Source organism: Riemerella columbina DSM 16469 (assembly GCF_000374405.1).
In the GTDB taxonomy this organism is placed as follows: domain Bacteria; phylum Bacteroidota; class Bacteroidia; order Flavobacteriales; family Weeksellaceae; genus Riemerella; species Riemerella columbina.
The window spans coordinates 70,837-92,061 of sequence record NZ_KB894251.1 but is presented as its reverse complement, the minus strand read 5'-3'; the positions used below and the strand labels follow the sequence as shown (position 1 = coordinate 92,061).

Annotated in this window: 14 protein-coding genes and 1 tRNA gene; 5 read left to right on the top strand and 10 right to left on the bottom strand. The window is 34.6% G+C overall.

Annotated elements, in window-relative coordinates; all coding sequences use genetic code 11:
* Positions 1 to 8: 8 nt before the first annotated feature.
* The 7 genes from C237_RS0108895 to C237_RS0108865 all read right to left on the bottom strand — a co-directional run bounded on the left by C237_RS0108895 (position 9) and on the right by C237_RS0108865 (position 7,006).
* Positions 9 to 1,307: a glycosyltransferase family protein gene (locus C237_RS0108895; protein WP_018676149.1), complete on the bottom strand. Its 1,299-nt coding sequence runs from the start codon at positions 1,305 to 1,307 to the stop codon at positions 9 to 11.
* The gene (locus C237_RS0108890) at positions 1,297 to 3,831 is read right to left on the bottom strand and encodes a YfhO family protein (RefSeq protein WP_018676148.1); all 2,535 of its coding nucleotides are present in this window, start codon (positions 3,829 to 3,831) and stop codon (positions 1,297 to 1,299) included. The genes C237_RS0108895 and C237_RS0108890 overlap by 11 nt, the downstream gene beginning before the upstream one ends.
* Positions 3,832 to 3,848: 17 nt before the next feature.
* Positions 3,849 to 4,067, bottom strand: a complete 219-nt coding sequence (locus C237_RS0108885) for a hypothetical protein (RefSeq protein WP_018676147.1) — start codon at positions 4,065 to 4,067, stop codon at positions 3,849 to 3,851.
* Positions 4,068 to 4,078: 11 nt separating this feature from the next.
* Complete coding sequence (locus C237_RS0108880) at positions 4,079 to 5,131, bottom strand: DUF6263 family protein (RefSeq protein ID WP_018676146.1); 1,053 nt, start codon at positions 5,129 to 5,131, stop codon at positions 4,079 to 4,081.
* A 19-nt stretch (positions 5,132 to 5,150) separates the two neighbouring features.
* Positions 5,151 to 5,933 (bottom strand): 23S rRNA (guanosine(2251)-2'-O)-methyltransferase RlmB, encoded by a 783-nt coding sequence (gene rlmB / locus C237_RS0108875; RefSeq protein WP_018676145.1) that lies wholly within the window; start codon positions 5,931 to 5,933, stop codon positions 5,151 to 5,153.
* Between the two features lie 8 nt (positions 5,934 to 5,941).
* Positions 5,942 to 6,406, bottom strand: coding sequence for a DinB family protein (locus C237_RS0108870; protein ID WP_018676144.1), 465 nt, complete (start codon positions 6,404 to 6,406; stop codon positions 5,942 to 5,944).
* 111 nt (positions 6,407 to 6,517) lie between these two features.
* Positions 6,518 to 7,006, bottom strand: coding sequence for a TrmH family RNA methyltransferase (locus C237_RS0108865; RefSeq protein ID WP_018676143.1), 489 nt, complete (start codon positions 7,004 to 7,006; stop codon positions 6,518 to 6,520).
* Between the two features lie 139 nt (positions 7,007 to 7,145).
* Between C237_RS0108865 and C237_RS0108855 the strand changes: the two genes are divergently transcribed.
* From C237_RS0108855 to C237_RS0108835, 5 genes are all read left to right on the top strand, one after another.
* On the top strand, positions 7,146 to 7,682 hold the full coding sequence (locus C237_RS0108855) for a thioredoxin family protein (protein WP_026315596.1): 537 nt from the start codon (positions 7,146 to 7,148) through the stop codon (positions 7,680 to 7,682).
* Positions 7,683 to 7,836: 154 nt separating this feature from the next.
* Positions 7,837 to 9,075, top strand: a complete 1,239-nt coding sequence (locus C237_RS0108850; RefSeq protein WP_018676140.1) for an aspartate kinase — start codon at positions 7,837 to 7,839, stop codon at positions 9,073 to 9,075.
* A gap of 17 nt (positions 9,076 to 9,092) precedes the next feature.
* Complete coding sequence (locus C237_RS0108845) at positions 9,093 to 10,916, top strand: bifunctional lysophospholipid acyltransferase family protein/GNAT family N-acetyltransferase (RefSeq protein ID WP_018676139.1); 1,824 nt, start codon at positions 9,093 to 9,095, stop codon at positions 10,914 to 10,916.
* Positions 10,917 to 11,033: 117 nt separating this feature from the next.
* A tRNA-Phe gene (locus C237_RS0108840) sits at positions 11,034 to 11,106 on the top strand.
* A 151-nt stretch (positions 11,107 to 11,257) separates the two neighbouring features.
* Entirely contained in the window at positions 11,258 to 12,430 is a 1,173-nt protein-coding gene (locus tag C237_RS0108835; RefSeq protein ID WP_018676138.1) for a site-specific integrase, read from the top strand.
* Here C237_RS0108835 and C237_RS0108830 read toward each other — a convergent pair.
* From C237_RS0108830 to C237_RS0108820, 3 genes are read right to left on the bottom strand one after another with little or no spacing between them, the layout of a single operon-like run.
* Entirely contained in the window at positions 12,427 to 15,030 is a 2,604-nt protein-coding gene (locus tag C237_RS0108830; protein WP_018676137.1) for a hypothetical protein, read from the bottom strand. The genes C237_RS0108835 and C237_RS0108830 overlap by 4 nt on opposite strands.
* Positions 15,021 to 16,568 (bottom strand): hypothetical protein, encoded by a 1,548-nt coding sequence (locus tag C237_RS0108825; RefSeq protein WP_018676136.1) that lies wholly within the window; start codon positions 16,566 to 16,568, stop codon positions 15,021 to 15,023. The genes C237_RS0108830 and C237_RS0108825 overlap by 10 nt, the downstream gene beginning before the upstream one ends.
* A 3-nt stretch (positions 16,569 to 16,571) precedes the next feature.
* On the bottom strand, positions 16,572 to 20,855 hold the full coding sequence (locus tag C237_RS0108820; protein WP_018676135.1) for a phage tail tape measure protein: 4,284 nt from the start codon (positions 20,853 to 20,855) through the stop codon (positions 16,572 to 16,574).
* Positions 20,856 to 21,225 lie beyond the last annotated feature (370 nt).

Here is a 21,225-nt window from a genome sequence, read left to right as displayed (position 1 = left end):
GAGGTTTTTTATGTATTAGCGGTGATTAACTCTACTAAAGTTTTTGTTAAATACTTTCTAGAAAACTGCTGGATATAGTCCGAATTGTTTTCATGTGGCAAACCTGATTTCCAACGGTGGTAGCCCTCTAAAATATATTGTTTTACAACCTCTTTATTTTGGTAATCAAAATGTTGTCCTGCTTTGGTTTGCTTTAAAATTAACTCAACATCGGCATTTTGAGGTCCGAAGGATATAATCGGTTGGTTGGTTGATAGATATTCAAATAATTTACCGGGGATAATGCCTTTAGATTGTGGAGTCGGAAAGTTTGTAATCAGCAACATATCAGACTTTAGCATTTCTTGGTAGGCGCTTTGATGAGGCATATAGCCAAGACATTCAATATGGTGAGCCAGTGGCGTCGCCTTCCATTCGGTTTGGATGGTATCGTCCACTTTACCTACCCATTTTAGTTTAAAGTCTTTTCTAAAATCAGGGTTTTCACAGAGAATCTCATTTAAGGCTTCCCATAGTACTTTAGGATTTCTTAATTGCTCTAATACGCCCACATAACTCATCAAAAAATGCGAATTTTTGGAATAGATATGAGCCTTTGGTCTTTCATCAAAGCCATTGGTAATACAAAAAGCATTAGCGCCTTTAGCCTTAAACTTCTCAGCATCGGTATAACTGGTGGCTAGTGTAATATCGGCATTTTTAAATACTTGCTGCTCTAGCCTATGGTGTTTTCTATCAGAAAAACGGGTAAGTTTTAGGTATTTGTAGTAAGAAATTTCTGTCCAAGGGTCTCTAAAATCGGCAATCCATTTTAAATGGGGCATGGCTTCTTTCAGTTTCAGTCCTATCAGATGCATAGAATGCGGTGGTCCCGTAGTGACTAGAGTGTCTATTTTATGGTGTTCTAGATAGCGTTTTAAATATTTAACCGATGGATTTACCCAAAATACACGTGCATCTGGAATAAAAAAATTACCACGAATCCAAATCGAAAGTTTGGATTTCCAAGATTGATTTTGAGCCACATCAAACTGCCCCGATTTGAACTTTTTATTTCTTTTACTGAGCTGTTCTGCAATATGATAAGGTTCCCAAATTTTAGTTTTAATAATATCTAAGTCGTCGGCTACTTCATTAACCAAAGTGTCGTCTACTAAAGGATAGCTTGGGTTTTCAGGCGTATAGACAATAGGATTCCAACCAAATTCTGGTAGATATTTTACAAATTTCAGCCACCGCTGTACTCCTGGCCCACCTGCAGGTGGCCAGTAATAGGTTACAATTAAGATGTTTTTTTTATTTTCCATCTTTATTTAGGTGGAGTTTCGATAATTTATAAATCCCGAATAAACTCAGTAATATAAAAATTCCAAATGCAATCATAGAAACCAATTTCCCTTTTTTAAGAACTTCGGGTTCAAATATCATTTTAACGGTATGCTCGCCTTTAGGAATGGGTAATGCCCTTAGTAGATAGTTGGCTTTTAAATAAGGGACTTCTTTTCCATCTAAAAATACTTTCCACCCGTGTGGATAGTAGATTTCTGAAAATACTGCCAATTGTGGTGTCTTGGATACAGTTTTGTAAACCAATTCGTTAGGCTGGTATTGTTTCAGTTCGATATAGGCGGTACTGTCTTTTGCTAAAGGCATAGAATGAAGCTGATTTTTATCTTCAACACTTAGGACTGCTGTAGTTTTATTATCAATACTTCCAATTTTATGAAGCTCTTCTTTTGGGGTGTTTGCCCATTCAATATTGGATACAAACCACGCATTGCCATTGGCTTCGGGATTTGAGAAGGACTGTGGTTGATTAAGGTTGCCCACGATGAAGTATTTAGCATTTAGCATATTCAGGATTTTCGGCATTTTTATAGAATCCTGCTGCATAAAATATTCATTAATTAAATCGTCGTAGCGTCTTAATTTAGCCGCACTATACCCACCGATAGATGATTTATAATAAGAGGTATTGGTCTCGCTAAAAGGCGAAAGCACATTGTTGTAAATACGATAATGCCCTTTGTCTTTTTCGGCTAAAGTTTCCAAAGTTTTATTGACATTAACCTGTGATAATAAGCCATAGATATACGGATTATCACCTGCCTTACTCATTAAGTATTCCGAATTTTCGGTTTGAAATGGTTGCTCGGCAAAGGTTTTATCTACGAAATTAGAATCATTAAGATAGCGTCTATTTACCGTCCAAAGGTCGAAAAGACTAATCACACCAATGGCAATCAAAGCTATATTTTGTGATAGTTTTTTCTTTAAACTTAAAAATAAAATCCCTGCAATGAGAACCACATAAACCAAAGCTTTAATAACATCTACTCTAAACATTCGGTAGCGTTCGTCTTTTACCAAATTGAGTAAAACTTCTGGAAGAGCTTGTTGTTCCTGATGTTGATAAAAATCTAAAAACGATGGTCCTCCAAATAGCAGAATCAACAATACGCCAGCCACTCCCGCAGTTGTATAGAGTAAATACTTCTGTTTGTCTTTATCTTGGAAATTTTTATCGGTAAAGAATCGGTGGAGTCCTAAAATGGCAATCAATGGAAATAATAATTCTACCACCACCAAAATAGATGACGGCGCTCTGAATTTGTTGTACAATGGAATATAATCAATAAAGAAATCTGTTAATGGCATAAAATGTCTACCCCAAGCCAACATAATAGTCAGAATGGACGCTCCTAAAATCCAATAGCGGTATTGTCTTCTCGCAAATACAAATCCTAGAATGGCTAAAAAACAAACCACCGCCCCTTGATAGGCAGGTCCAGAAGTGCCAGGTTGTTCGCCCCAATATTTAGGCACTTGGGTAGTAAGGACTTCGTAGATATAGGCTCTTTGGTCTGGGTCGTCGGTTTGGCTGTCTAAAGTGGTTCTTACTGCTTGTTTAAACTCGTCTGAACTTTCCTCTTGGCTTCCACCACCATAGAGTCTTGGAATCATCAGGTTAAGGGTTTCCAGCTTGCCATAACTCCACATGGTGATACTTTCCTTATCCATTCCAGATTTTGAGGTGTCACCTTCTTCCTTAATGATTTTTTTACCTCTTACCGTTTCTTTTACATATTCGGAGTTTGCCATCAGCCTTTGCGCATTCATTCCGATGCCCAAAGCCATTGCTAAAGCCAGTACACCAGTAGAAATTCCAAAATGTTGCCAAGCGACTTTTCCTTTAATCGCGCGCACCAATTCTGATAAAAATAAAAATCCTAAGGCGATAAATAAATAGTAAGTCATTTGGATATGGTTGGCGGCAATTTCCAAGCCCATAAATAAGGTGGTTAAGATAAACCCAAAGACATATTTCTTACGAATATAAACTAATAAAATCCCTGCCAGTAGCGGTGCAAAATAGGCAATGGTATGGACTTTTCCATTATGCCCCGCCGCAATGATGATATAAAAATAGGTGGATAGTCCAAAAAATGTAGCGCCTAGTAGGGCGTATTTCCAGTTTCTAACCACTACCATTCCCAATAGGAAAAACCCTGCGAATAATAAAAATAGATAGTTGGCAGGTTTAGGTAGAAAGTTGAGAGCTTTATCCACATATTTTATCAAGTCGCCACGAAATTGTGCCCCTGTTTGATAAGTTGGCATACCACTAAACATGGCATCACTCCAATAGGTTTCGTCTTGGTGGTTGGCACGATAGTCCAATAATTCTTTAGCTCCTCCTTTGTAATGCACAATATCGGGTTGCATCAATTGTTTTCCCGAAAAAATGGGATTGGTGTAGATGAGTGCTAACAAAGTAAGCAGCACAAGGCTGCCTACAATATAGATTATGTGTTTCCTATTCTTTAGCATAATGAACTAGGGTTTTATTAATCTTTAATTTCTTCGTATTCTACGGTTTCCGCATCCCAATTAAGGGTTTCCTTTTTTCTCTTGGTGGTGCGTTGTTGCTCGGTACGCTGTTGTTGGTTTTGTTTTTTCTGATGTGGGAAATAATTATAAAATTTATTAAAAAATAATCTTTTAAGTGTATTCCAAACGAAAAAGATAATAATTGTTATGAGAATAAACTCTAAAATATATTTCATAGAATTTTTAATTAAGGATTAAGCACAATACTAGAATTGGTGGTTTGAGTCATGGTTTGGCTTTGTTTACCATCAGAAAGGGTTTCTTTCTGTATTGTCGTCATCTTTTGGTTGGCGTTCTTTACCCAGCCAGAATTAGCGTCAAGCGTGATTTTACCACTTTGGTTACCTTGTACGCTGATGCTGTGGGTGTAGCCTTCTTGCTTTTTGCTTTCAGACTTTTTAGGAATACCTCCAGTGATGCTTACTTCAGCGACACCATTTTCCACTTTATCTAGTTTATAAGTAGTGGTAATTTTCAGTTTACCATCTGGTGTTAGGTTTTCAGATTCTACCCAAGTCTGACCAATTTTAACACCTTTTTGGGGTAATACATTAAGACTTTTAGAGAATTGCTCTTTGAATACCTTTTCATTAAACCCTTGTTTGAAGCCGTCTATAAATTGTTTTTTCTGTTTAGCATCTTTGATGATGCTACCCATTTCCTTTTCAATTTTTTTGTATATCGCATCAAATCCAGAAATAGAAAGCACTTTGCCATCCTCATTCATTTTCATAGCGAGTGTATTGCCTGACATAGCTTTGTTTACGGTCCACATGGCTTTTAGCTGGTCTTCTTTTGGCGCGGTTTTTTTGGTGTCTACTACTACAGTTTTACCTTGTGCCGAACTTTTATTCACTTTCCCCACTAGATTTACCGTCACATCGTATATGCCGTCTTTAAAATCATTAACGGTAAAAGATATTTCGTCGGTCATTTCTTGGGTGCCGCTCATACTCTTTCCAGAAGGGTCTTTTACGGTGGTTACATCTTTTTGAAATGAAGTTAGAGGGTAAGTTTTCCCTTTTTCAAGATGGAATTTAAGGGTATAGATTCCTGCTGAGTCTGAGATGGCAGGTTTTACTTCTTCAATTTTAGCAGCCTCTTCTTGTGGGGTGTCTACAGCAATAGTTTCTACTTTCCCTGTTGCTTCGTTGATGACTACTTTAGTTTGTTTTTTATCTTTGTTACAAGCGGTTAATGCCAATGCAAATAAACCGATAGCGGTGATTTTTTTAATCATATCTTACATTATTGTTTTATTATTTAATTCTTTGTCTTACAGCTTCGTATAGAATAGCACCACATGCCACAGAAACATTAAGCGATTGGGTTTTACCCTCTATAGGAAGTTTTATTTTTTCGTCCGAATGGTGTAGCACTTCTTTAGAAATCCCTTTCTCTTCGTTGCCCATGACCAAAGTAAAAGGCACTTTAAAGTCCACATCATAAATCATCTGCTCTGCTTTTTCTGTGGCTGCCAATACCATGACCCCCGATTGTTGTAGAAAATCTACGGTATGGGCTAGATTTTTTTCTTTGCACACTTTTACATTATACAAAGCCCCTGCCGAAGTTTTTATAGCATCTGAATTGATAGGTGCGGCTCCTTTTTCTGGGATAATGATGGCATCAGCACCTACACACTCTGCCGTTCTGGCAATGGCACCAAAGTTTCTCACATCGGTAAGCCTATCGAGCATAATTAAAAATGGGACTTTCCCTGCTTCAAAAATCTGTGGTAATACATTCTCGATACTATAAAATGGAATATCCGAAATAAATGACACTACCCCTTGATGATTTTTTCTAGTGAATCGGTTGAGTTTTTCAATAGGCACATAGTTCGGCCTGATGTTGTGTTTGGCTAAAAGTCCTTTTAGTTCTGCATATATAGGACCTTGCAAGCCATTCTGAAGAAACACTTTATCAATAGTTTTTCCTGCTTCTAAGGCTTCTATCACAGGACGCAACCCGAAAATAAAATCATCGGATTTCTCTTTTTTTTCTTTTTTATAAAATGGTTTTTGTGGGTATTTTTTCATTATAAATTTTAATCAATCATTAACGCACGCTTTTGAGCTAAAACATAGCCGTAGTGCATACTTTCGTGGATATTGTTAAAGGTAATGGCATCATTAATATTACTTAAATCCAAACCAAAACTGGTAGTGTAAGGGCTATAATCGGAAAAAAAGCCGTCGTCGTAATCCTTTACGAGCACCTTAGAAGTTTCTTCTAAAAGAAAGATAAGGTCTTCCACTTCAGTTTCTTTAACATCAAAATTGGGTAAAGTTCCCTTTTTGTATTTTTCCACCCAATAGGTATCAATTCTAAATGGATTGCCACTTAGATAATAATGTAGTAACTGCTGCGTTGCTACGCAATGGGCGATATTCCAATACATATTATTATTAAAACCATCGGGGATTGTCAGCAAATCCTCTAAAGCGTATTGCTCTAAAATTTCTTTTAGGTTTTTTCTTATCTGCTTATGTGCAAAAAAATGGTAATTCATACTATTTTTGTAACAACTTGTGTTTAATCTTCAAAAATAATCTAATTAAACGATATTGCCAAAGTTTTAAGATAAATTAACAGATGAGGTGTACGAGCAGAATCTTATTAACTAAGGCACGATATGCGATAATAAAATTCCCGTTGCTACCGCTACATTCATAGAAGTGTTTTTACCATACATATCGATGTGTAGGTGGGCATTGCATAGGCTAAGGGTTTCTTCGGATATGCCGTTTTTTTCGTTGCCGCAGAAGATAATACACGATTGTTGTGGGTTAAAAGTTTTAAATGGTATGCTTCTATCGGTTTTTTCTAAGGCAATCCATGGTAAGTTGAAGGCTTGTAATCTGGGCGTGAGTTGTTTCCAAGATTTAAAAAACTGAATATCTAAGGATTGTTCTGCACTTCTAGAAATGGTTTTAATTTTAGGGGTGAGTTGTGTATAAGTTTGGGATAAAATATAAATGGATTTTACGCCCATAGCTTCGGCGGTTCTAATGATTAGCCCAATATTTTGGGGCGACTGTACATACTCTAACACCAAAATAAGGTTGAGGGTATGAGTGGGATTTTTAATCTCTGCGTGTTCTAGTTGCACTAAATATTAATTTTTACAAAACTACTTAAAATTTTATCAATGGTATCAAATTTGTTTTTACCTTGGACAAAATTTGGTGTAGTTGATATAAATGTAGTATCTTGCACCCGAAATATCATTAACAAAAATACCATTACTAATGAAAAAAATAATTCTGGTTTTCAGTATTTTAATTTTAAATTTCTCTTTAGCTCAAACCGTAAAGTGGATGACTTTTGATGAGGCTATGGCAGCACAAAAGGAACATCCTAAAAAGATTTTGCTAGATGTATATGCTCCGTGGTGTGGACCTTGTAAAATGATGGAGAAAAATACTTATGGGCATCCTGAAATCGCACAATTTATTAATGATAATTATTATGCCGTAAAATTCAATGGTGAAGGTAATGAAGTGGTGCATTATAAAGATAGAGTGTTCAGCAATCCGAACTACCGCCCGAATGTTTCTGGGCGCAATTATCCGCATGAATTTGCCCAATATTTTAATGTTTCTGCTTATCCTACTATGGTATTTTTAGACGAAGAAGGGCAATATATTACCAACCTTATCGGTTATTTTACAGCAAAAGAAGTGGAGCCTTATTTGTCGTTATTCCATTCTGATGCGTATAAGAATATTAAAACTAAAGACGATTGGGAAAATTTTCAAAAGAAATTTAAGTCCAAGATTAAATAAAATAGATACATTCTATGATTCTTAAATAACAATTCATTTTAAATGGGTTGTTATTTTTTTTGATAAAATTTTCGGGGTAATTCTATTTTTATTTCCATTTTTCGAATGGATTTAATACATTTGAGGATTATTTTAAAATCAATCTAGATACTATATGAGGGTTTTTAAATTTGGAGGCGCTTCGGTAAGAGATGCACAGAGTATAAAAAATGTAGTGGATGTATTACATTATCAGCAATTTAAGCAATGTCTTATTGTAGTTTCGGCTATGGGGAAAACTACCAATGCTTTGGAAGCAGTGGTCGCCTCTTATTTTAATGACGAAGATTATCAAAAGGGCATCCAAAATATAAAAACAGAACACTTAGATATTGCCCAAAATTTATTTGAGTCTCAGCATCCTGTTTTTGAAGAAATATCCTTGTTTTTTGATGATATCGAAGCCTTTTTAAGACGAAATAAATCCCCGAAATACAGTTTCGTATACGACCAAGTGGTGAGCTGTGGGGAACTGATATCTTCTAAGATTTTAAGTGCTTATTTAAAGAGTCAAAAGTTTGATAATCAATGGTTAGATGCTAGGGACTACATTAAAACGAATGACAATTACAGAGAAGGATTAGTGGACTGGTCTGCTACGGAAGCCCGTATTTCTGAGTTAGACCCAAACCAATGCTATGTAACACAAGGTTTTATAGGCTCTGATGCCAATAATTTTTCGGTAACCCTTGGTAGAGAAGGTTCGGACTATTCGGCGGCTATTTTTGCGTATAGTCTTAATGCTAAAGAAATGGTGATTTGGAAGGATGTGCCAGGTGTAATGACGGGGGACCCGCGCAAGTTTAAAGAGGTACGCCTATTGTCTAACATCTCTTATGAAGAAGCTATCGAAATGGCTTATTTCGGTGCTTCGGTGATTCATCCCAAAACGCTTCAGCCTTTAAAACAAAAGCATATTCCATTTTATGTCAAGTCTTTTTTGGAGCCTCAGCAACCTGGAACTAAAATTGGAAACTCGGATAAAAATCAAGAACTAGAATCTTATATTTTAAAAGAACATCAGTATTTAATGAAAATTTCGACCCGAGATTTTTCATTCATTGCCGAAGACCATATCAGTTATATTTTTGATTTACTATCTAAAAACAAAATAAAAGTATCGCTGATGCAAAATTCTGCGATTTCTTTAGCATTATGTTTAGAGGACAAATACCATAAATTGGAAACACTAAACGAAACTTTGCAAGAAAACTTTAAAACAGAAGTGCATTCCGATGTGGCACTCTACACGGTACGCCACGCCGATATGAATAAAATAGCCCATTTTTACGAAGGAAAAACCATCCTTTTGGAACAGATTTCTAAAAACACCTTACAAGTAGTGACTGCTTGAGAAAAAAACTAACGACCATGAGCCTCATTTCTAAAAAAGATTTAATACAAGCGGCAGGATTTAATCGGTTGGGATTTGTAAAGAAGCCCTTAGCCGCTGCGGTGATGCATTTTACTAAAATTAATGACATTAATGCGTTGTATGATAAACTAAAACACCTGAATGGTAAAGAGTTCTTTGATGCTTTCGTTAAAGAAAGAGCTTTAAAATATGTGGTGTTTGAAGAAGATTTACAAAAAATCCCCAAAACAGGACCTTTTATTTTGGTAGCGAACCATCCTTTGGGTGCTATTGATGGGATATTGATGTGTAAAATTTTATCCGAAATTCGTCCTGATTTTAAAGTGATGGGGAATTTTTTATTGGAAAAAATAGAGCCTATGAAGCCTTATGTGATTCCAGTAAACCCTTTTGAAAATCGGAAACATATCAAAAATAGTCTATTGGGAATGCGTGCGGCTTTAGCCCATTTGGAACAAGGCGGTTGCCTCGGTATTTTTCCTGCTGGGGAGGTTTCTAATAAAAATAATGATTATGGGGAAATATTGGATAAACCTTGGGAAAAACCTGCTTTAAAATTGATAAAAAAAGCCCAAGTTCCTGTGGTGCCTATGTATTTTCATGCCAAAAATAGCCGTTGGTTTTACACCATGGCAAAGTTACATCCCGATTTGCAGACTTTGATGTTGCCGTCGGAAATGATGAATAAGAGAGAAAAGCCTATCCGCATCCGCATCGGGAAGCCCGTAACGGTAAAAACGATGAAGGACTATGATACGCCAGAAGAATTGGGGAAATTTTTACAAAAGAAAATTTATCTCATGAAATCCTATTACGATAAGCGCAAGTCTCTAGTGGATATGCTAAAATTGCCTAATCTTAACCTAAAACTTTCCAGTACGGGAAGCGAGAATATTGTTCAAAACATCATTGATGAAACACCTAAAGAAGATTTAAAAAAAGAAATTGATTATCTAAAGTCTAAGGATAAAATGATGTTTGAAAATGGGAATTACGAAATTTATTTTTCTTCCTATGAAGAAATTCCTTCTATTATGCGCGAGATTGGTAGGCAGAGAGAGCTCACTTTCCGTGCAGTAGGCGAGGGGAGTAACCTGCCTTTTGATTTGGACGAATATGATAAACATTACCACCATTTGTTTCTATGGGATAGCCAAGCAGAGAAATTAGCAGGGGCTTATAGAATGGCTTTGGGTAGTGAAGTGATGAAAAAACATGGCATCAAAGGCTTTTATACCAGTTCTCTATTCGATTTTGATTCGGAATTGCAGCCCTTTTTTAGAAAAGTGATTGAGATGGGGCGTGCCTATATTTCTTCGGAGTACCAGCAAAAGCCATTGCCTTTATTCTTACTTTGGCGTGGTATTGTCCATGTATGTCTAAGGAATCCTGAACACAAGTTCCTAATGGGTGGGGTGAGCATTAGTAATAAGTTTTCGGATTTTTCTAAATCATTAATGATTGATTTTATGCGTTCCCATTATTACGATGCCGCAGTGGCACAATATATTCATCCTAAAAAGGAATTTAAAATCAACCTTAAGGAACGAGATAAACATTTATTTTTTGAGGATATGGATGCCGATTTAGGCAAGTTGGATAAGTTAATCGATGATTTAGAGCCAGAAATGCGATTGCCTGTGTTGATCAAAAAATACATTAAACAAAATGCAAAAGTGGTATCCTTTAATGTAGATCCCAACTTTAATGATGCGGTAGATGGCTTAATGTATATCCGAATTAGCGATTTGCCAGAAAGTACCATAAAGCCAGTTTTGGAAGAGATGAGTGATAAGATGCGAAAAGAAAGTGAAAATTAATAATTCTGAAAGCCAATACTTTAAATAAAAATATATAAAAAAGTGGAGGAAGTACTTGCGAGATATTATAAAAGACTATATCTTTGCACCACTTTAAAACAACTGATAAGTGGTTATGGTGCCTTAGCTCAGTTGGTAGAGCAAAGGACTGAAAATCCTTGTGTCCCTGGTTCGATTCCTGGAGGCACCACTTTTTAAAGAAAACGGATAGTAAATAAGTCGCTAACACCTTGTATAAGGGGTTATATTAAAGACAGATTTGCTATCCGTTTTTAACTTTTGTCCCAAATTGTGTCCCAAAACATTTTCTCTGGGTCAGTTTCTTAAAAAAGAATATAAAAATGAAGAAACAAGACCTATTTCTATTGGAAGTCAATTCTAAGCGACTTTACAATTCAATGAAGACAAAATTTTATCTCCATAGTTACCTTAACAGTAATGGTGAAAGACAAATCATATTTTCTGTAAGTATTTCTGGAAAACGGAAAAGGATATATACAGGCTACTATTGTAAGCCTGAATTATGGAATCCCAAAACACAACGACTAAAAACAGAAAAGACTGAGCAAGGTCCTATCAATTTAATTTTAGATAATATGGTAGCGAAAGCTACTGAAATTAGGACTTTCTATACACTTTCTAAAAAGACTTTAAGTTTAGAATTTTTTTTGAAAGACTTTCTTAATAAAACCCCCTCCTATGATTTTAATAGTTTTATGATTAGTAGAATCAACGAAACACAGAATAATTATAATACGATAAAGAAGCATAAGTCTATACATAATAAACTCAAAAAATATCAAGAAAGAATTCCTTTCAATGCTATTGATTTAGATTTTATTCGTGAGTATCGAAAGTATTTATCTAAAATTGGGAATAATAAGACAACAATTAATTCAAATATTAAAATTATAAAGCAATATTTACTTGATGCTGAGGAAAAGGGTATTGTGTTTGGTTTTAGCTTGAAAAAAATTGAGACTGGTTCTACAACCGGAAATAGAGTTTCGCTAACTAAAGAACAAGTTAAACGGTTGAAGGGGTATTATTTTTCCGATTTTATTAAGAATAACTGGAAACTAAGTTTGGGGTACTTTCTTATTGCTTGTTATACTGGCTTAAGGGTTTCTGATGTGCTTCAACTTAGAAGAATTAATCTACATGATGAAACAATCGCTATCAAAACTGTAAAGGGTAAAAAAATACAAAATATAAAACTCAACAATACCGCAAGGAAAATAATTGAGCATACTCCAGAATTGATGGATAAATTCTATACAGAGCAAACTATAAATAAGCATTTAAAAGAGGTTGCAAAAATGGTGGGGATTAAAAGAAAATTATCAATGCATATTGGTAGGCATACCTTCGCCACCGCCTACATAAAAGCAGGTGGTAATGTTGTTTATCTACAAAAACTTTTAGGGCATAGTAAACTTGAAACTACGCTAATCTATACTCATATAACCGAAGATGATGCTAATGATACAATATTTATTTTAGATGAAGACTAACTGCAAATATTTCCTGTGAGTTGTATTGATATATTGCCACTCCTTTCGATGATTTCTCTAGCACAGATAGTGCGTGGATTCGTGTCATTTTGTGGTATAGTTAGGGTAACTTCTGTCCCTGATGAATTAATGTATTTTACATAGCCACCCTCTCTAAAACCAGCTGTCCATTTTACAGTATATTCCAGACTGTATGTTTGCCCTGGTGTGCATTCTTGAGAAGTATCAATAATCGTACAACCATTATTGTTTAAAATTGTTTTGGCACAGAAAGCCTTATTACTTTTAGCAACTAATTCTTTTTCGGTTCCGTCACAATCCATATATGTAACAGAATAGCTAACATGGTATCTATTCTTACTAGCTATAAATACATTGCAAGTATCCTTTTGTGCCTCTGCTTTTCGATAAATAAGCGTATTTGAGAGAAGTTTTTTTCCATTATTAAGTTTTACTTCAAGTCTAATTTTATTTACCCCTTTTCTTAGTTCTGCGGTGAATTGTTCTGTATTCCTAATTTTTTCTTCATAACCATTACCATAGTTAATAGAGAAACTATAATATTCCAAAGAACCGGTATCAATATTTAAGTTCTTTAACTTAACTAATGTGGTATTTTCAATTCCTATTTTTGCGTCTGTTGTATTGTCTTCCCATACGATTTCTGGAGCGGTATAGTTATTTTCTTCCTCATTATAAGTAGGGATGAAAGGCATAGTTTCCGTAGTTATATTGACCTCATAAGTATTGTCTGCTATTTTATCTTTTGTCATCGAGCTGATAATATGAATATTATTGTAAGCATAGATGTAATCATTGATTGAATATTCTCTAAATTTTGATGTATTGGCTAAAAACTTCCATTCATATTGAACGCCATAAATTCTATTGGCAAACCATTTATCCCAACTATCCAATAAATTTGGAAATAAAGCCCCATCTAATTCTATTGCATCATTTTTTCCATCTTTTAATCCTTTATAACCTACCAATGATAGTATTGTGTCAGAATCTTTCATCACATAGGCGGTTTCTGGTGCAAATGCTTTGGCTTTTTTAATAGGTAGAGGATAACCTTTAATTTCGATGATATTGGTGTTTTTATCCTCTTTACCATTTAATTTGTTCCCCTTATTATTGAATAACATAGAATCCAATTTTATCTCATTATCTAAGTCTTCAAACTTTACTAAAAAAGATTTTTCAGCAAGTAATGTGCGTTTTGGGGATAGTATTTCATACTGATTGAAACTCTTAGGCGTTATAGGTTTTCTACTAATTACTTTGTTGAGTTCAATTGTGTTTTGATTTAATTTTAAAGTGTAATTAAACCAGTTCTTAATAATATTAACCAACTCACCAAAAGTTAGGTCAGGTACAGCTCTCCTTAAGTCTATTAGGTTTTCGTTATTGACTACCTTAGTTTCTTGAATATCGCTATTATTACTACTTTCATAACTTTTAGTAGATCTAATTTTCAAACTCAAAATGTTTTCTGGAACCCACGCATTAGGTGTACCACCAATTCCAGTTCTAAACCCACCGCCCGAAGGTCCAGAACGCATGGCTCTGTCAAACTGGAATTTTATTTTGCAGGTAGTGTTTTCTGTTGTAGTTTCTATAAAGTGGGTTAAACTAAATTCTTTTTTTTCACTATTTGTAGGGACAATGGTTTCGCTGCCATTTAAAAATAGTTTTAAATATTTAATTTCTGCGTGTTCATTCGCTGTGAAATTAAAATCAAACCTGTACTTATCTTTATGCTCTATAATAAATTCTTTCTCATAGTCATAGATGCAGTGCGTAGGACTACCACTACAATTTTTACTTATATATTCGGTTTCTTTTACAATATGCTCTTTGAGTAGGATATATTTATTTCTAAAATATTCTCCTCCAGAGAAGACCCAAGCATTCTCTAAATTTTTATCTAAAAGAATATCTCCTGCCAATTCAAATCCAGCATCTTTAAAGCCTAATTTTAATAAATAAAGAATATGCGGACATGGATGGATAATATTGATATTATCAATTTCCCAATTATTATTTTCTGAAGGCAACCTGTTGCCTATCATAACCAAATTATCGTCAGTTCCTACGGTATTATTATAATAGCCATTAAAGGCGTCCCACATTTTTTGTGAGGTATCGTACTTTTTCGTAAAAATACGCGGAAAATTATAGTTGGTTTCGGGGTAAGTTTTTTTACAAATATCCGCAGCGTAGGTATGAATATCTGTTACTTCTAAATATTCTAAAGGTAATTCACTCAATTTTTTATCAAAATTGGGAAGATCCTCAAAGCCAAAATCAATTTGCCCTTCAAGGAGTTTATTTTCTATACTGATAATTTCCAATTTAGCATCATGCACTTTGCCTTCAAAAAGAAGTTTACCCTTTATTTCTTTTTCTAAATTCCAAGACTCATAGCTTATGTAATCTCCAAAAGTTATTAGAAAATCATCATCTACATAAATTTGAAATGGAAACATAAATTTAGTCAGCATTTTATCACTTAATGCAGGGTTGTTTTCCTGTATCGATATTTTCTGTTCCGATAAATCTAAAATGCCTTTGTCTGTAAAAAATTTTATTTCCATATTTCGTCGATTATTATCATTTCAAGATTAAAACTTATCAATTGTAGTGTACTATCTTCCTCTACTAATTTTTCAGTGTTAGGAATACATTTTAAAAATCGGTCTTCAAGTTCAAGGTAGCAAACAGGACTTTCTATCAGTTCAGAAATCATGGTTTTTTCGGCTTTAAGTAAAAAACCAGTGTTTATTTTTATAATTTGCTCTTTTTTGCTGTCAAATTTCTTTTTGTAATTATTGAACACCCCTTGGCTAATAGCAGATTGATAAGTGTTATTTATTTCAAACTCTCCAGTAAATGTAGCCCATTCTGGACATAAGTTTTGGTTAATCCACTGTGCGTGGATTTTTCGTTTTGGAGTTGGAAATTTATATAATTTCAGTTTTTCAATAGACTTTCTTGAAGGAATAGCCATTTCTGTTGGTGTTATTTTATATGCTCCTATTAAGTCTGGAGACATACTTTGATCGAACGGTACCAATAATCCCCAATCTTTTGGGTTCGTTTCACCAACAATATAACTTATAATTAGTTTGTCATTGTCTAAAACTCTTCTTTCTAAATTATTTGTCAGCAATGGAAATCCTTTGGGCTTTTTCCCAGGGTAGAATGATATTAAGCCTACCTGTTCGGAAGATAGCTCTTTGAAGTCAGAATCTAATTCGGTTGCTTGTACATTTACCATAGTCTTATGCGTTACCAAATGGTTTCTGTCTGACGAGTTTAGAATGTTTTTACCAAACTGCTGTAAATGCTGATGTACCTTTTCTCCTATATCAATACTGCATTTCCCATCATAAAAAGGGATATAATAATCATTTTGAACAGGTTTGAACGAATTACCAGTAAATACACTATAAGATGTTGATACTTTTAAAATAGAGGCGTTTGTGGAGTTTTTAGTAAAGTTTAACTTTTTCTTATCTAAACAAAAATTTATTTCTCCATACTCCGAAGATACCATATCGGTAACTACGAGGTTTACGGGAATGGTGATAGTAGTACCATTTTGAGTAATAGTTATATTTTCTGTTCTATTGCTTACTTCTAAATCCTGAGAATTAACGGTAGTTACAGTGATTGAATTTAATGTTTTTGTGTAAGTTAAGAACGGAGGAACTGTAACATCAAAACTATTTCCACTTGGATTAGACACCTTAATTTCTGCGGACTTAGTTTCTGCTTTTAATTTGGATACACTAAATTTTAGATACTCTGGTGTAGCGGTAAAACTTGAATTAACAATGTTTAGGGTAATTGTAAAATAACATCTTCGATTTTGTCCTAAAAAATTTCTGTTTTTTATGACGCAATTGATAATACTATCATGAAAAGGAAAATCTTCAGCGGATTCAACATTTGGAATATTGTTTAAATCTAAAATTTGATAAAATTCGTGTGTAGGAAATTCTAACCCTATACTTTCAAAAATTGAGCTTCCATGTGAACCTTGAACATGAATTATATGTTCCCCAGTAAATATACCAGTTTCCATATTGTAATATACCGTATAATTAGTTTTATCAGTTGATATTGCCATAGTTTAGTGTTTATTTTTTTCTACTAATCTTTTATAATCTTTTCTCATTTCCTCTATATCCTTGCCAGTACGGGCAGATTTTTCAAATACTCCACGCACACCGTATTGTTCTATCCGTTCCAAAACCTGCGTGGTGCGGCTTAATAGAGAAATGATTTCATTGGTATAGTCTCTTGAAGTTTCTTCAGGGGCTGGATATTTTCCTTTTTCAAAACCTTCAGCTCTGTAAACTTCCTGCATAAAATCCCTTTGGATTTTTGGGTCTATACGCTTCATTGCTTTTCCACTCACAACCAATTCTGGAAAGTTTTTGCCCTGTTCTCCAACAAGCATTGTTGGTTCATCATAAATACCGCTTCTACTTTCTTTTTTTCTAGCTCGGAATAATTTGCCGTCTTGTAATCGTCTTACAGGATAATATCCATCTTCAGCACCTACTGTACTTGGAGGAGCGGGTAAAGGTTGTTTGGCAATTGTTGCCACTTGAACTGCACCTAACGCGGATACTACTCCAGTTAATATGCCCGCTAAAATTGGGTTTTTGGCTTGTGTGGACCAAAGACTCATTATTGCCATTGCAGTATTTGAGATAGTGTCAGCTATTTTCATTGCTTTATCTCGTCTTGCAGCGTCCACTTCTAATTGCCATTTTTTTATAGCCAATTCATTTTCTATTGCAATTGTTTTATGCTTGTATTCCTCTTGAGAAATAATCCCAGCATCTAATTGAGCTTGTAGCTTTCTTTTTTTTCTATCTGAAGACACTTCATATCTTCGGAGTTCTGCCTCTTGGTTGGCTTGCATATAAGAGAAGTAAGTGGACATGATATTTTTTGCCACTTGCATGGCCGCTCCAATCTTTTGGATTTTTACTTCCAGTTGGTCTGTGTTCTCAAACATGGCTTCCCACTGTTCTGGTGTCAATCCAAATAAATCTGCCTGACCACCAAAACTAGATAAAGAAGAGAATTTATCCTTTTCTTCACCATTTTTGATGGTAGCTAATTCTACACCTATTTCTGCTAATTTTGCTCGCATACCTTCCAGAGCCTTAGTTTGCTCATCGGTAAGGTCGGCAGGTGGTAATTGTTCTAATTGCTTTACCAGCTGCTTTAGGTAATCTGCCTGAAGTTTTAAGTTTTCTTTTTGAAAGTGCTTTTGTATCGCTTGTTTACCATTTTCCCAATTGTGGATTTTACTTAATTCTTTATCCGATATTTTGTCTTGTAAAAATGCTTTTTGCTCTGCTACGGTTTTAAGTTCTGCAATTTTTTCATTCTCTTTAGTTTTTAGCAGGAATATTTCTCTGTTGAAATTTTCTTCTAATTTACGAAGTCTAATTGCCTCATACTTTTCTTTCAGAGCTTCAATTTTTAAGGCCGATATTTGTTCCTCTTGTTTTTGTAATTGTTCTAATTTTTTATTTTGGGAAAGCCACTCATCTCTTATTGCTTCAAATTTTTTCTTCTCTCCATCTTTCTCTCTTTTTATAATTTCGTCAATTTGTGCTAATGCATTTTTAGATACTTTTTGCTTTTCAAGTTCAGCTTTCTTTTTTCTAAATTCAACTTGTATTTGATTAAATTCTTTTATATATCCTTCCGAGCGTAGCTCAGTAAGGTTTTCTTGTTTTCTGATTTCAAGTTGCTCTTCTTGTTCAGCAAATTTTTCGGCAGACTCTAAAATTCTCTTTTTAAGGTTTTCATATTGTTTCAGTTCTCGCTCTGCTTTGCGTTCTGCTTCTGTTTTTTTCTTCGATTTTGTTTTTTTATCATCATTAGTAGGGATATTATAAGGGGATTTAAAATCTTCTACATCATTTCCTAATAAATCACTTTGATAGGAGGATTTGTCGGCTAACCATTTATTGTTTTTAGCGAAATTTAATTTCCTATCGTATCTTTCTTTTTCTAATATTTTCAACCTTTCATTAGATGATGCTATTAAATCGTCATAGTCCAGTTCTATAGTCATCATTTTTCCATCTCCACCATCAACTCTCTTAGTATATTTTTTTCCTTTATTTTTTTTTAGTTTTTGATTTTCAATTACTTCTTTCATATATTGCTGTCTCCATTCTTCATCTTTTGCTAAATCTTCAGCGGCTCTTTTTTGTAATTCTACTTCAGCAGCTTTTGCTCTTGCCGTTTCAATGATAGCATTTCTCAAAGCATAATAACTTTTTTCGGCTTTGCCGTTCATTATAATTTCGGTTGAAATATTTTTGAAAGTATTTGGATAAGTTTCTTGTAATTTTTTTGCGGCTTTAGTTCTCTCTTCTATAGATAATTTAACATTTGTAGCGGCTTTATATAGTTTGTCTAATTCTGAAACTTCCGCAGCGGCGTTTTTAACGCTCTCTTTGGTAATATCATTTAGATTCTTTTGTGCTTTTTCTGCTTCTCCTACAACTGTTTTGTAACTTATGTAAGCGGTAATGAGAAGAGAAATTACAGTTAATATAATACCAAATGGGTGAGCCCTTGTAACTGCATTAAGTCGTTCTTGAGCTATAATTTGTAATTTTAGGTTATTAGTAAATTGAGCCGTTAGCCAAATAGCAACCCCGGTGACGGCATTCCAAGCTAATTGTAGAGCCTTTGCAATTGAATTGACGACATTTCTAGCTTTCTCTACAATTAATAATCCTGCAACTCTATTTCTAGCAGCTAATAATAGTGCGTTATATGTTCCAATGGAAGCATTATATAGAACAGTGGCAGTTGTAATAACTGCTATTATTTTAAGTAGATATATTAAAGTGTTTCTAAATCCAGTTACAACACCTGAAGAATCTTCAACCGCTCCAATAAATTTACCAAAGGTTTCAATAAGCCATGTTAGGGTATTAACCACAGCTTCACTAGTAAACATTCCTATAAATTTTTTGCGAACTTTATCATAAATAGCAGCAGCATTATTATTTACCTTATTAAACTCCTCTTGTAATGAAGTGGCTTCTTGTAAAGATTGGTTAGATAGCTCAATACTATTTCTAAATCTATCCGTATTTTCCCCAGCGGCTCCAATTATAGAGGTTAGATATTGATCATTTAACTTTAATTTATCTAATATAGCGGCTACTTCTGTGGCATCAAGCCCTTTCATGCCTTCAGAGAATTTTAGAAAAAATTCTGTAGGATTTGTATTGATAAGTTCTTTAACTTTGGCAATAGGTAAGTTCATAATTTCCGCAAAACTCTCAGTATCATTCGCGGCTTTCCTTACAAAATTAGAATATGCAGTTGCTGACCTTTCTGCATCGATACCGCTTTCTTCAAACGCTGCACCTAAGGCTAAGGCTTCAGCAACTGTCGGTTTTAGTTTGTCTGGTAATGCTCCTACACGGGTGGCAAACTCAGCGATATTTGCCTCTGATGCAGCTCCATCCGCTCCCAATTCATTCATAGAGGAACCTATCTGATTGATAGCCGTTGCCATATCAAGGTCCTTAGTTTCTCTAAATAAACCCTTTATTTTTCCAATCTTATTAGCCACTTCTTCCACACCACCAGAAAAGGAATCACCTAAGGCTACATATGCTTTATCTACTTCTCTAGTAAAGTCTTTTATTTCTTCCTTTGGTACGCCTAACCGTCCACCAACTTCTGCTATTTTTAGTAAATCTATTTTTGAGGTTCTTGTATCAAATTCAGAGAATGATTTTGTAAGTTCTTTTACAGCGTCATCGGTAAGTCCTGTGGTTTTTGCAACTGCGGTTTGTGCATCAGCTAATTTATTGTTTAGGTCAATCGTAGATTGTATAGATACAGCGACTCCCGCTAGTGTGGCTACTGAGGCGGCCACTACGCCAGAATATCTGTTAAACTTGTCTGCTAGGTTACCCAATGATGAGCCGGCGGCTCTAGTGCCAGAGCGGAGTTCTCCCATACGGTTATTTAATCGCCTAAGTTCTTCTTGAGCAGCTCTGTACTCCCTTGTTCCTGGAGCCATATGGCTTAAAGTAAATTGTAAGTCTCTAGCTCGGCTACGCAATTGTTGCATAGTGAGACTCATAATGTCCATTGCTTTTATTTCTGCATTTATGGCTTTTTTATTTTCTAAATATCGTTTAGTTAGGGCTTCAAGTTCCTTTTCTGCTTTCTTATATTCTTCTGAATCTTTTTTCCTTCTTTTTGAAAGTGAACGCATAATATTTTTTTGCTCATTCATTCTTTCACTTAGTAGATTGTTAGCCTTTTCTAAATCTAATATTCTTTTTTGAGCCTCATTGCCATTAACAACCACTTTTAAGGATAGAATTTCGTCGGATATTTTTTTAGCCATAACCAATATTTTATGCGAAATTCTGTAATAGTGGTGGTGTATTGTGCCAAGCTAATTAAGGATGCCTATTTCATAGGCAGTTGCTTATTGGTGGGTTGTTTGCCATATTTCTAAAAAATTATAGGATACGGCAACTGCTTTTTTGATTCTCGGCGGCGTCGGAGGGAGAAAAACACAAACCTAAAGCATAAAATTACGCTTTAGGTTTATGTGTTGGTTATCAGTGTTTTATATTTTTTTAGTCTGTTTAAAGGTTGAAAAGTTGATTTTTTATAAAACAAAAAATACTATTTTAAATGAATTTAAATAATTGATTATCAGTTAAAAAAGTGTATTTTTTACTTGTTTATTTCATAAATTTTTTGTATTT

Coding starts and splice junctions, on each gene's coding strand:
- C237_RS0108895 (WP_018676149.1), bottom strand. CDS start 1,307: ATGGAAAATAAAAAAAACATCTTAATTGTAACCTATTACTGGCCACCT.
- C237_RS0108890 (WP_018676148.1), bottom strand. CDS start 3,831: ATGCTAAAGAATAGGAAACACATAATCTATATTGTAGGCAGCCTTGTG.
- C237_RS0108885 (WP_018676147.1), bottom strand. CDS start 4,067: ATGAAATATATTTTAGAGTTTATTCTCATAACAATTATTATCTTTTTC.
- C237_RS0108880 (WP_018676146.1), bottom strand. CDS start 5,131: ATGATTAAAAAAATCACCGCTATCGGTTTATTTGCATTGGCATTAACC.
- rlmB (WP_018676145.1), bottom strand. CDS start 5,933: ATGAAAAAATACCCACAAAAACCATTTTATAAAAAAGAAAAAAAAGAG.
- C237_RS0108870 (WP_018676144.1), bottom strand. CDS start 6,406: ATGAATTACCATTTTTTTGCACATAAGCAGATAAGAAAAAACCTAAAA.
- C237_RS0108855 (WP_026315596.1), top strand. CDS start 7,146: ATGAAAAAAATAATTCTGGTTTTCAGTATTTTAATTTTAAATTTCTCT.
- C237_RS0108850 (WP_018676140.1), top strand. CDS start 7,837: ATGAGGGTTTTTAAATTTGGAGGCGCTTCGGTAAGAGATGCACAGAGT.
- C237_RS0108845 (WP_018676139.1), top strand. CDS start 9,093: ATGAGCCTCATTTCTAAAAAAGATTTAATACAAGCGGCAGGATTTAAT.
- C237_RS0108835 (WP_018676138.1), top strand. CDS start 11,258: ATGAAGAAACAAGACCTATTTCTATTGGAAGTCAATTCTAAGCGACTT.
- C237_RS0108830 (WP_018676137.1), bottom strand. CDS start 15,030: ATGGAAATAAAATTTTTTACAGACAAAGGCATTTTAGATTTATCGGAA.
- C237_RS0108825 (WP_018676136.1), bottom strand. CDS start 16,568: ATGGCAATATCAACTGATAAAACTAATTATACGGTATATTACAATATG.
- C237_RS0108820 (WP_018676135.1), bottom strand. CDS start 20,855: ATGGCTAAAAAAATATCCGACGAAATTCTATCCTTAAAAGTGGTTGTT.